The organism is Desulfobacterales bacterium, from assembly GCA_028704555.1.
Taxonomy (GTDB): domain Bacteria; phylum Desulfobacterota; class Desulfobacteria; order Desulfobacterales; family JAQWFD01; genus JAQWFD01.
On record JAQWFD010000010.1, the window covers coordinates 1 to 12,768 of the forward strand.

Below are 12,768 nucleotides of genomic sequence, written 5' to 3' on the forward strand. Positions count from 1 at the left end.
TTGTCTACTTGTCGGAAACAGGGAATTAAGTCAAGCCGTGCACTGGAACTGTTGTTTAACGGCAAGTTGCCAGATTTTGTCATGTAGATGGAAGTATACTAATTTTCAAGCACGCTGAATAGTTACCCTTATCTCTATATTTTTATTCGGTTAGCTTGGCCCGATTCCATGAGGGAAATAGTCCCAAGACGTTCCATAAAATTATCCCGATCGGCATCATTATCAAATATTTTTCGCCGCTCTATTATTCCACGGCAAATAATATGATGTAGTGCCCCGGGGGCATCTATGCGGGCTTTGCGTGGCATAATTAGCTTATATTATTCTTTCAATCTCATAGAAATGCATTTATTCATGCCCGTCCCCTTGTTTACACAATAATTCAGGCTGTTCAATTGCATTAATTATAGTCTGTTCAAGCTTTTTTGTAGATGTATCAACTTAACAATTCGTGTTTTTTATTCAAATATTCCCATGCCCATGGTTGCATTATGTAATCAAACCCATGTATTGATCCAAGAGAACTCCCACGAATAATAATTTTCTCCTTTTGAAGTGCATTCACAGTACCGTCTTGAATCGGGAGCATTTGGCTACGTGTTTGATTTTGTATGTAGTACTTAAGGATCTGCTTCTCATTGGGCGTAAGTTGCTGCAGACGTTTTTTTCCTATTCTGATATTGTATGATTGAACTATCCATGGGTAAATAAACTTCCAAATGGAAGCAACTATATTCACTATTACCAATGAAAAAGTTACAAGAAAACCGACTCCCAAATATGCTCTGTATTCTGTGGTTATAACTTTAAGACCGAATCTCTCCAAGACAGAATCATTGGAAAATATCATCACCGCAAAAACGATACAGAGACAAAATAAAGTTTTAGTTGGCAATTTCAGCCAATCCAACCATTTGTTCATATCCATCCCTTTTCCCTGAAGCTAACGCCGAACTCAGCGGCGCGGCTTTTTGCGTCCGCTGAAGTGACATGTTATATTTTCTTTAAGATCAATTCGATAATTTACTTAACACCATACATTGATATGTAACAAATTGATGCAATTTTAGCTATTTTGTCATTCGGGTTGGAAACCACACGGCCTTCAGAACTAAGAGATGCAGTATCTGAGACGCATTTTTCAAGCTGAACTGCAAACTGTTTTAGCGCAGAAAGATATTGGGTTGCAGAAAGACTATCCATCTTTCTTTTAAGACTTTGGTTATGCGATTTTGTTATGGACACAAACCAATCACCTGCTGTTGCAAGCCTATTGCTATAGGACGATTGTTTCCATGTTTTGACCGTGGCTTGGTGTAGGGTTCCTCCTTCGTACCATTCCGATGAATAAACGGCGTTAGGAATAACCAAGGCGAAAAAACACAGAAAAGTTATATAAATAGGAATCCTGTTCATATAAAGATTCTCCTTTCAAAATATAACTTTGTTTTAGATGTCCTAAAAAAATCGGCAAATGTATCAAAAAACGACACCTAATCCGATAATTAAATTTGCTATAAAAATTTAAAAACCCATTTAAAATCAGTTTATTAGAAAACAATTTTAGAGCAATTTCTAAAAATATAGATATCATATTTCGATATCTATATCTGCATCATTGAGAACGCCATATCCGATTTTGAAAAACCGAATTTATGGATGGGAACTACCGGATTGAGGCGTATGGATCTGTTTTCTGTATCAGAATTCTGAATCATGTCGGCAAAAGCGTTTATGCCTTGATGTCTTTTCAGTAGAGAATGAGTTTCAGCGCATGTTTCGAATATCCGGGAGAAGTACCAACCATTTGTTTATCTGAGTAGGAATAATTGTTCAAGTTATATATTGCTCTATAGAATTTTTTGATAGTTATTCATTTTTTTAAGAATGGCGATAAAGCAGGCGTCTTACTCAATTTGAAAATTTGTGACCCCTTTTTTTTGCTTATTCTTTTGGATTACCGCCCGTTCGCTCCGCTCACTCGAGACGCAGAGAACGCAGAGATCAAATATTCTTTCCTCTGCGCTCTCTGCGCTCTCTGCGCCTCAAGCGAAGCGGGCGGTGTAAACATTTTTTCCCGTTATGACAACTATTGATCAGTCAACAGCTTTTTTTTGCGCCTTTGCGCGTGCGTGAGATTTTTTTGGTATGGCAGCAGACCAGTAGCACAAAATAAAAAGGAGTTACGGGTTCTTCCGCAACTCCTTGTGTGTTCTGGTAGGCGGTACTGGATTTGAACCAGCGACTTCTACCGTGTGAAGGTAACACTCTACCACTGAGTTAACCGCCTGCTGTGTGGGGTCACGCTCCGTGGAAAGGGGGACAAGGTAATTTTGTTCGCTTTCCGTCGTGAGCGTCCTATCTGTATATAAAGAGCGCCGGCGTTAGTCAAGAAAATTATTGATGTCGGCTGCGGCCTCCGTATCGGGAGAAGCGGGCGGAAGGTTTTCTGCCGCGGGCTGATCCGCAGGGCCTGCGCTCATTTCCTCGATTTCTTCGGGGGTGGGCAGATCCTTTAAATCCTTCAGGTCAAAGACTTCGAGAAATTTTTTGGTGGTCGCGTAAATCAGGGGCCGTCCCGGGATGTCCTTTCGGCCGAGGATCCGGATCAGGTTTTTTTCCAGCAGCATGCGAAGAATGCTGCCGCAATCCACCCCCCGGATAAATTCGATATCGCTGCGGATGACCGGTTGCCTGTAGGCGATGATGGACAGGGTCTCCAGTGCCGGCTTGCTCAACCGCGGGGCATGGGGCTGTATCAACCCGGCGATCCATTTGGCGTATTCGGGCCGGGTGCGGAGCTGGTATCCGCCGGCGACCTGGCACAGATGAAATCCGCCCTTACGGGTGTCATACTCTCCGCAAAGCGCGTCAAGGGCGTTTTGGATATCGTCTGCTTCCGCCAGCGTGACGATCTGTTTTAAGCGGGAGATGCTCAGGGGACTGTCCGCCACAAACAGCAACGCTTCGATGATATGTTTCAGATCCGTCATCATGTGTAAAAAATTCGAATAATTCCGGATGGGACATGTTGAAATATCCGGATCAGATTTAATCTGGCCATTTCAAGCACCGCCAGAAAGGTCGTAATCACCGTCTGCCTGTCGGAGCCGGCAGCAAACAGCTGATCGAATGTAACGTCACCGTGTGCTTCAAGAATATCCACGAGTTCGGAAATTTTCTCCTTTACGCTGATCCCGTCGGTTGTCATATCGATCCGGTGTTCGGGGGATATGGATTTGAGTATGTTCTGAAACGCGTCGATCAGTTCGAACAGACCGATGTGAATCGTATCGTCCCGGACGGGAATGCGCGCATCGTCGTCAGGGGCGGCTGGTCGGGTAAACGTGTCTTTGCCCAGCAGATTGCGCTCAAGCAGCATTTCAGCCGCTGACTTCATCTGCAGGTATTCGAGCAGGGGCCGGGTAACCTCCAGGCGGGGGTCTTCTTCATCGTCCTGGTCGTCGTGGACCGGCAGAAGCATTCGGGACTTGATATGGCCCAGGGTGGCGGCCATGACGAGAAAATCCCCCGCGAAGTCAATATTCATGGATTGCATCCATTCCAGGTACGCCAGGTACTGATCGGTAATCAGGGCAACCGGAATGTCATAGATGTCCACCTCGTTTTTTTTGATCAGATAGATCAGCAGGTCCATCGGACCTTCAAATATATGATCCAGTTTTACTTTATAGAATTCATCTTTATTGGACTCATTTGGCATATGTGTCGCAGTCAAAGAATTGTATTTTAGGCTTGATCATAACTTCGGCCGTATTTTCGAATACGTAGCTGCGGAGTCCCTCTCGTTCCCGGCGTACGACATTGCACGATCCGGGGAAAAGATGCCGGGAATGGGAGGGACGGACCTCGTAACAACGTGGCCGAAACGATGATCAAGGCCTATATTTTCATGGCCCGCCGGACATCTTCCATTGTCTGTATGGCTACCGGCTTTGCTTTTTTGGCGCCTGCGGTCATGATGTCCTTTACCAGATCCGGGTGCTGTTCATAATACGCCCTTTTTTCGCGAATCGGTTCCAGAAAGCGGTTAAGATTTTTGGCCATCATCCGCTTGCACTGTACGCATCCGATCTGTCCTGCCCGGCATTCGGTGTTGATCTGATCGATCATTTCCCGGTCGCTGTAAATGTTGTGAAAGCTGAACACATTACAGATGTCGGGGTCTCCCGGATCGCTTCGTTTGATCCGCTGGGGGTCTGTGATCATCGTCGCTGCGGCTGCTGCCGTTTCTTTTTCGGTTCCGGACATGTAAATCGCGTTATCATAGCTTTTGCTCATCTTCCGGTTGTCCGTGCCGAGCAGTTTCGGGGTTTGGGTTAAAATCGTTTCCGGTTCCGGAAACACATTGCCATACAGAAAGTTGAACCGTCTGGCAATTTCCCGGGTAATTTCAACATGCGGAATCTGATCCATCCCGACCGGTACGCCGTCCGCCTTGTACATGATGATATCGGCCGCCTGCAGAAGCGGGTAGCCCAGAAAACCGAAGGTGGAAAGGTCCTTGCTGCTCAGCTGTACGATCTGATCCTTATAGGTGGGATTGCGCTCCAGCCAGGGGACCGGGGTGATCATCGACAGCAGCAGGAACAGTTCCGCATGCTCCATGATATCCGACTGGACGAACAGGGTGCATTTTTCGGGGGACAGCCCCGCACTGAGCCAGTCAATCATCATCTGGTGGACATAGTTCCGGATCTGATCCGTATGTTCATAATCGCTGGTCAGGGCATGCCAGTCGGCGATAAAGAAAAAACACTCATAGTCATCCTGCATTCCGACCCAGTTGAGCAGGGCGCCATGCAGATTTCCCAGATGAAGAGGACCGGTCGGCCTCATTCCGCTTAAAATACGTTTTTTTTTGTTCATTTCAATACTCCTGTAGTTCCAAACATAAGCCGGATGCCGTCATCGCCGAGCAGTAACGTCAGCAGCGGATTCAGCGGCACGGATATTATGTGAGACAGTACGCCTGTCATCATCAGACCAATTACGATAATGATACCGAACCGCTCAAGCCGGTAATAATACAACTGAAAAGACGGCGGAATCAACAGCGAGACGATCCGGCTTCCGTCCAGCGGGGGAATCGGGATCAGGTTAAATACGGCAAGCACGCAGTTGATTACGACACTGTAGCCGATCATTGCCAGGATAGCCATCATCATGGGCCTGAAAAATGAATCATACCATAATGGCGCAAGCATCAGACAGAGTTTAAACCCCAGCGCGGAGATGACGGCAAGGATCAGGTTTGCGATGACCCCGGCAGCCGATACCCACAGGATGCCTTTCCGATACGGTCGAAGGTTTGCAAAATTGACCGGAACCGGTTTGGCATAGCCAAACAGAATCGGAGATCCGGACAGTTTGAGAACCAGCGGCAGGATCAACGATCCGAACAGATCCAGATGGCGGAGGGGATTTAACGAAAGCCTTCCCGCAGCTTTCGCGGTGGGATCTCCCATTTTCCAGGCCACCCAGCCGTGGGCCAGTTCATGGACCGTGACGCCGATCAGCAGCGGGGTAAGCGTGATAATAATCTGACCTAAATCAATGTTTTGAAACATAGTGTCGGACAAACTCGAGTTCTTCTTCTCGTGATGAAATCAGACCGTTTAACCTGGCATCCAGCACTGCCTGGAGGATGTCCTTGTATACCGGTCCGGGTTCCAGTCCCAACTGTTTTAAATCCCCCCCGCTGACGGTTGGTTTCATGTAGCGCAGGTGGGTAAAATAATTGGAAATAAATTTTTTGATGTCTTCGTGATCGGTTCTGGCCATGATGTATAAATTCAACTCGGTCCTGAATCCGGAAAGTGTATGATAAACCAGGCTGTTTGTCAGGGATTCATGTTGCTCCATGCATGAAAGAAGCCGAAGCGCTTTGAACCGTTCTCTGAAGAAAATTTTCCGGTAACGGTGCGAGATTTCAAGCCGCTGACAGATTTCAACCGATGTCTGTTTGTTTGATTGATGGAGCAGGGCCAGAAAGAAAACGATCCATCTCATATAGGATTCATTTAAAAAAAGCAAATCAAACCAGGCCACCACTTTTTTAACGGAATCAAACAGCGAAATCAGTTCATCCGTTAATTTGATGGACGGATGAATGGTTTTGAGCAGATCATAGTCATCGAGTTTGATCATGGAGGATGTCGGGTTTTCTTCCTCCAGAATCAGCCGCAGTTCGGTAAATACCCGCTTGCCGCTCAGGCGTTTGAAAAAATCCATTTTAACGGCGTTTTTGATCAAGCCGGCGGTCAGTTTTCCGATCGTAAAGCCGAAGCGCTGTTCAAACCGTATGGCCCTGAATACACGGGTGGGATCTTCCACAAAGCTTAAATTGTGAAGGACCCGGATGGTTTTTTCCTTGATATCCTTCTGCGCCGCGAAAAAATCGATCAGGGTTCCGAATTTTTCAGGATTGAGCTGAATCGACAGGGTGTTGATGGTAAAATCCCTGCGGAAAAGGTCCAGTTTGATGGAGCTCATTTCTACGGTCGGCAGTGCCGCGGGGAATTGGTAATATTCCATTCTGGCCGATGCCACGTCAATCTTAGAGCCGTCCGGTAATGTGATCACCGCGGTTCCGAATTTTTCATGCGAGTGGATTCGTGCCCCCTTCATTCTGGCATAGGTCCGGGCAAACGCGATGCCGTTTCCTTCGATGACAATATCGATGTCTTCATTCGGCCGGTAAAGGAAAAGATCCCGGACAAAACCACCCACAACATACACGCCGTATCCCAGCTGGTCGGCGACTTCTCCGATTGATCTGAGCCGTTCAACGATGTGATCGGACAGCCGTTCCTTCATAAATTTTGATATGCGACGGGTACGGGCCTGAAGCGATTCTTCCGGAGAATCGGACGTGTTTCCGGCCAGATCCCGGGACTGCTGAATCAGAATGTTGAGAAGATCCGTGCGGGTGACTACCCCGACAACAAGCTCGCCTTCCATAATCGGCAGGATGCGTTGTTTGTTGGTGATGATTTTTTCCTGAATTTCGAAAATATCGGAATCGGGACCTGCTACCGCCATTTCCGTTGACATGTATTCTCTGACCGGAACCTGTTCAAGTTGATGATACAGCGCCTTTTCAATCACCTGCCGGGATATGAATCCGGACAGGATTTCTTTTTCATCAGTATGCTCGGTGACCAGCAGTGCGTTGATGTTATACCGGGTCAGCAGATTGGCGGCCTCTTTGCATGAAATACCGGCATCGGCAGTAATGGGCGGGAAGGACATGATGTCTTTGGCGTGGCGGCGGGCCTGTATGGTCTGATTCAGGATTTCCAGCAGCTGGTTTTCAACCTGTGCCATCGTCTTTTCCCGGATGGCCGCAGAGGCGGCAAAGGCATGGCCTCCGCCCCCGAGCTGCCTGAGAATTTCTCCGACATCCACCTGCGGCATTTTGCTTCTGGCCACGAGATAGATTTTGTTCCCCATCTGGGCAGCGGCGAACACGGCGCTGATATCCTGCATTTTGACCATTTTGTGGACCAGAAATGCAAAATCCGGGATATACGTATCTGTTTTTATGGTACTGACAACAATATCCAGCCCGTTGATATTGTAACGGCTCGACGCCTGTATCATGTCGTTTAAAACCCTGACCTGTGACGGACTCAGCTCTCTGGAAATCAGATTGGCCACGACATTTAGATTTGCCCCTTTTGACAGCAGGGTGGCGGCGGCCGTAAAGTCGCGTTCGGTGGTTGATGCAAAGGTAAATGACCCGGTATCTTCGTAGATGCCGAGGCACATCAGCGTTGCTTCCTCAGAGGTAATATGAATTCCTTTATCGGTAAGAATTTCCGTCAGAATGGTAACGGTGGCGCCGGTCTGGCAAATCACCTCCTGTGACCCCCGGATGTCATTGGGCATTTCGGGGTGATGGTCATAGATGTGAATGTTCAGGTTTTCTTTATCGAGAAGTTCGGAAAATTTTCCGATTCGTGAGGGTTGTCGGGTATCGACCAGAACCAGTGTGTCGATATTTTCAATGTCAACTTCATTCAGGGCCGCCAGATTAAACAGATAGGCCATGGAGTCGACAAAAAAATTTCTGAGGTTTCGCTCCTGGGTGCCAGGAAATACGACGATTGCATCCGGATAGAGCTTCTGGGCTGCCAGCAGGGAGGCCAGCGCGTCATAATCCGCATTCAAATGGGTCGTAATAACAGTGACCGCCTTTTGTTTTTGACGGGTTTTCCCTGTTGACATAATGGGCCTGATCAATCCGTGAGCAGTATCCTCGAGGGATTAGGAAAAACGGTATCTGCGATCCGGATCTGTCATGCAGCACTGATAACAGAGCTGGCACGCCGGCGTCGCTGACAACGGCAGTATAACAAAAATATGAGTAAGGGACTGGCTTTTAAAGAAATTTTCGGGTATCATCCAACGATCTTAACCGGCAGCGTACCGCCAGTTTAAATACTGACCGGTACTCACTGCATCCGGTAGAGCATATGCACATATCAGCTGCTTTGGCAAGTTGAAGTTTAACATGTTCAGTGAGGTGAAAACAATGGCGTCTGTCTGTTGCCGGCCGCCGGAAAATATATTCCGGCAAACAGGTTGTTGTTGAAAACAGATTGTGATACCACCTCTTAACTATCGTAACCCATTAAAATGATTTGGCCTATGAAGACTTCAAACCGTTCGATCTACAAACATATCTTTGGCCCCGTATCGTCAAGGCGGCTGGGATTGTCCCTTGGCGTGGACGTCATGCGCCATAAAACCTGCTCGTTGGACTGCGTGTATTGCGAGTGCGGCAAAACCACTGATTTGACCATCCATACAGACCAGTATGTTTCTCCGGAAGCCGTAAAAGAAGAGCTGGACCGGTTCCTGTCGGGAAAGCCGGACCTGGATTTTATTACTTTTTCCGGATCAGGTGAGCCGACACTTTACAGCGATATCGGAGATATCATCCATTTTTTGAAAACGCGTTATCCTCAGTATAAGGTTGCGGTTCTGACAAATGGCACATTGTTTTATCAACCCCGGGTCCGGCGAAGAATCCTGGAGGCCGATCTGGTGATTGCTTCACTGGATGCCGCCTCCGAGCAGGCATTCCGCCTGCTTAACAGACCGCATCCGGACCTTGAACTTTCAGCCATTATCGGGGGCCTTGTTCAATTCAGAGCGGAATTTGTCAATCAGTATTGGATTGAAATATTTATTGTACCCGGCATCAATGATTCCGAAACAGAATTCGATCACATCAAAGCGGCCCTCAGACGCATCCATCCGGATCGTATTCAGCTCAATTCTCTGGATCGGCCGGGTACCGAAAAATGGGTTGAGCCCGTCGGGGCGGAAACACTGGCAGCCATCGCGGACTATTTAGGCGGCACGGAAATCATTGGTTCGGGGCCCGTCGATCGGAGGCCAACGGCATGCGTTCAGGACATCTGCAGCCGCATCCTGACAACGATCAGCCGTCGGCCCTGTACGGCTGAAGATATGGGTAATGTGCTGGGAATTTCTGTTCCGGAAGTTCAACGGCATCTGGATGATATGATTCACAACAGGATGATTTCTACAGAACAGATGCCCCGAGGCGTATTTTATGCGCTCAAGGAGTAGTCGCGCGGACCGGGGTTTCGGGGTGCGACGTATATGGTTTTTTTTCGAAGCCGTTATTACATGGTGCATGTGCCGGGGAGGAGGTAAGTATGCCGATTTATATCTGGACAGGTAAAAACAGGAAAAACGAAGTTCAGAAAGGGGAAATGGAAGCGCCGAACGAAGAAGCGGTTCGCGCTTTGTTAAACAGGCAAAAGATTTTTCCCACCAGAATCAAGAAAAAACCCAAGGACCTTTTAGAAAATGTGGCTTTTTTTCAGCCCAAGGTCACGGAAAAAGATATCATCATATTCGCCCGGCAGTTTTCCACGATGGTGGACGCCGGGCTGCCCATCATTCAATGCCTGGATATCCTCTACTCTCAGCAGGAGAACAAAACATTCAAATCGGTTATCAAAAATATAAAGGAATCGGTAGAAGGCGGTGAAACCCTGGCAGAATCGCTTCAAAAACATCCCAAACATTTTGACGCGCTTTTTGTCAACATGATTGCGGCCGGTGAGACAGGCGGTATCCTGGACACGATCCTGGCACGTCTGGCCGGGTATATGGAAAAAGCCGCAAAGCTCAAAAGCCAGGTCAAAGGGGCTATGATTTACCCGACGGTGACACTGGTGATCGCGGTCGGAGTGGTGGCCATCATTATGGTGTTTGTCGTGCCTGTATTTTCGAAGATGTTTGCGGATATGGGGGGTGCGCTGCCGGTGCCGACCCAGATCGTTATCGGCATCAGTAATTTTTTTAAAAATAACATCCTTTATATGATCGGGGGGCTGTTCGCATTCAGTGTGGCATTTAAAAGGTTTCGGAAAACCAGCCGGGGGGAGTTGGTGACCGATCAGACGTTTTTGAAATTGCCGGTATTCGGCGTTTTACTCCGGAAGGTCGCAGTCGCCAAATTTACGCGGACCATGGGCACCATGCTCTCCAGTGGCGTTGCAATTCTGGATGCACTGGATATCGTTGCCAGGACAGCCGGAAACAAAGTCATTGAAAACTCGCTGTATAAGGTTCGTTCCGGGATTTCCGAGGGGCGGTCCATGGCAGAGCCCTTGTCCGAAACCGGGGTTTTTCCGTCCATGGTCTGCCAGATGATTTCTGTGGGGGAATCGACCGGCGCCATTGATATCATGATGCAGAAAATCGCTGATTTTTATGATGAGGAGGTGGACCAGGCAGTTGAAAACCTTACGGCAATGATTGAGCCGTTTATGCTGGTTTTTCTGGGGGTTACCATCGGGGGCCTGGTGATAGCCATGTATCTTCCGATTTTCAAGATGGGCTCTCTTGTCGGTTGATTGCCCCTGAGGTCGATAACATAACGATGGACGGGCTCTCTGCCATCCGGCTGGGGGTAGCGCATCGGTCCGGTTTTTGTATACGCCCGGTTGACCGGGGACAGGGGCCTGAGGACTCAAGACCGGTAACGGTTTCACCCGTTTCAGGCAGGTGGCGATTGGCATATACCCCTTGACACCAATGGCTAAATGGGTTAGCACAGTCAATTTGTATTTGAGTATTATCGGAACATTCCCGCACGGGTTTATCGGGGCCGTGAAAAGATGCAGGCAGCATTCAATCTGTTGATGCAATGGCTGTCGGCCCGGGTGGGGTCTCCGGACAACTTTTACGAAAAACGACAGACAGGTATTGAATAATATGGAAAAATCAAGCGATCTCGTTGAAAATCGACGGGAGAAAATAAGCGATCTGAAACGACAGCATATTAACCCCTTCCCAAATGATTTTGTGGCATCGGACACGGTTGCCATTATTAAAAATCGTATTGAAACGCTTCCGGAATCGGTAACGGAAAATGATACCGTTGCGGTGGTCGCCGGCCGTATGATGGCAGTCAATCGTTTTGGGAAAGCCTCGTTCATTCGATTCAGAGACCGGACCGGTCAACTTCAGGCATATATCCGGAAAGATAAAATCGGAGAAGAGGCCTATGACATATTCAAGCAGCTGGACGTGGGGGATTTTATCGGATTAACCGGCACCCTGTTTAAAACCCGGACCGGAGAATGGACGCTTCTTGCCAGTGGACTGAGACTGCTGTGCAAATCCACACGGCCGCTGCCGGAAAAATTTCACGGGCTCAAGGATCCGGAAAAGCGGTATCGGCAGCGATATGTGGATTTGATCATGAATGCGGAGGTGCGTGATATCTTTTTGAAACGCAGTGCGGCCATTCAGACGATCCGGGCCTTTCTGGTAAAAAGGGAATTTCTTGAAGTGGAAACCCCCATGATGCAGCCCATCCCGGGGGGCGCTGAAGCCACTCCGTTTAAAACGCATCATAATGCGCTGGGAATGGATCTGTTTTTGAGAATCGCTCCGGAACTGTATCTGAAACGCCTGGTGGTAGGCGGCTTTGAAAGGGTTTTTGAAATCAACCGGAATTTCAGAAATGAGGGTATTTCCACCCGGCATAATCCGGAGTTTACCATGCTGGAATTTTATCAGGCCTATGAAACCTATAATGGTTTGATGGATCTGACCGAGGAGATGTTCAGACAGGTTGCCCTGGAAGTGACCGGTTCGGAAACCCTTGCCTACCAGGGGGATACAATCCGGCTGGGAGGCAAATGGCAGAGGATTCCCCTGCTGAGCGCTCTGGAGCAGATCGGAGGAATGGATCCGGCACTGTTCGGCAACAAAGAAGGACTGATTGAATTTGCTTTGTCCAAAGGCATTACAATTACCAAAACGGGTCGGATCGGAAAAATAATCACCAAGCTCTTTGACGCTCTGGTTGAACCGAAACTGATTCAGCCGACCTTTATTACCGGGTATCCGGTGGAGGTTTCACCCCTTTCCAGGCGAAGCGATACGGAACCGGAGTTGACGGATCGGTTTGAACTTTTTATAGCTGGCCGTGAGATTGCCAACGGCTTTTCGGAATTAAACGATCCTGAAGACCAGAAAGGCCGTTTCCTGCAGCAGGTAGCCGACAGAGAAGCCGGCGATGATGAGGCCCATTATATGGACAGCGACTACATCGAGGCGCTGGAATACGGCATGCCGCCTACTGCGGGCGAGGGCATTGGAATTGACCGCCTGGTGATGCTTCTGACCGATGCCGCTTCCATCAGAGAGGTGATCTTGTTCCCGCACATGAGACCGGCTACGGAATAA

10 protein-coding genes and 1 tRNA gene are annotated in these 12,768 nt (G+C 48.3%); 3 read left to right on the top strand and 8 right to left on the bottom strand.

The features are described from left to right. Positions 1-436: 436 nt before the first annotated feature. From PHQ97_05375 to PHQ97_05410, 8 genes are all read right to left on the bottom strand, one after another. Positions 437-928, bottom strand: a complete 492-nt coding sequence (locus PHQ97_05375) for a superinfection exclusion B family protein (GenBank protein ID MDD4392167.1) — start codon at positions 926-928, stop codon at positions 437-439. Positions 929-1,023: 95 nt separating this feature from the next. Further along, positions 1,024-1,416: a hypothetical protein gene (locus tag PHQ97_05380; protein MDD4392168.1), complete on the bottom strand. Its 393-nt coding sequence runs from the start codon at positions 1,414-1,416 to the stop codon at positions 1,024-1,026. A 799-nt stretch (positions 1,417-2,215) separates the two neighbouring features. Then, positions 2,216-2,290 (bottom strand) — tRNA-Val (locus PHQ97_05385). A gap of 94 nt (positions 2,291-2,384) precedes the next feature. Then, positions 2,385-2,996 carry an SMC-Scp complex subunit ScpB gene (scpB, locus tag PHQ97_05390; GenBank protein ID MDD4392169.1) on the bottom strand — a complete coding sequence of 204 codons (612 nt, stop codon included), beginning with the start codon at positions 2,994-2,996 and terminating at the stop codon, positions 2,385-2,387. Continuing rightward, the gene (locus PHQ97_05395) at positions 2,993-3,724 is read right to left on the bottom strand and encodes a segregation/condensation protein A (protein MDD4392170.1); all 732 of its coding nucleotides are present in this window, start codon (positions 3,722-3,724) and stop codon (positions 2,993-2,995) included. Before PHQ97_05395 ends, scpB begins: the two co-directional genes overlap by 4 nt. Before the next feature lie 179 nt (positions 3,725-3,903). Beyond that, positions 3,904-4,890, bottom strand: a complete 987-nt coding sequence (gene trpS, locus PHQ97_05400; protein MDD4392171.1) for a tryptophan--tRNA ligase — start codon at positions 4,888-4,890, stop codon at positions 3,904-3,906. Next, entirely contained in the window at positions 4,887-5,603 is a 717-nt protein-coding gene (locus PHQ97_05405; GenBank protein MDD4392172.1) for a site-2 protease family protein, read from the bottom strand. Before PHQ97_05405 ends, trpS begins: the two co-directional genes overlap by 4 nt. Then, positions 5,575-8,253: a CBS domain-containing protein gene (locus PHQ97_05410; protein MDD4392173.1), complete on the bottom strand. Its 2,679-nt coding sequence runs from the start codon at positions 8,251-8,253 to the stop codon at positions 5,575-5,577. Before PHQ97_05410 ends, PHQ97_05405 begins: the two co-directional genes overlap by 29 nt. 423 nt (positions 8,254-8,676) lie before the next feature. Here PHQ97_05410 and PHQ97_05415 point away from each other — a divergent pair, with 423 nt between their 5' ends. The 3 genes from PHQ97_05415 to lysS all read left to right on the top strand — a co-directional run bounded on the left by PHQ97_05415 (position 8,677) and on the right by lysS (position 12,768). Beyond that, entirely contained in the window at positions 8,677-9,627 is a 951-nt protein-coding gene (locus PHQ97_05415) for a radical SAM protein (protein ID MDD4392174.1), read from the top strand. An 89-nt stretch (positions 9,628-9,716) separates the two neighbouring features. Beyond that, on the top strand, positions 9,717-10,925 hold the full coding sequence (locus PHQ97_05420) for a type II secretion system F family protein (GenBank protein ID MDD4392175.1): 1,209 nt from the start codon (positions 9,717-9,719) through the stop codon (positions 10,923-10,925). A gap of 361 nt (positions 10,926-11,286) precedes the next feature. After that, positions 11,287-12,768 carry a lysine--tRNA ligase gene (gene lysS / locus PHQ97_05425; GenBank protein MDD4392176.1) on the top strand — a complete coding sequence of 494 codons (1,482 nt, stop codon included), beginning with the start codon at positions 11,287-11,289 and terminating at the stop codon, positions 12,766-12,768.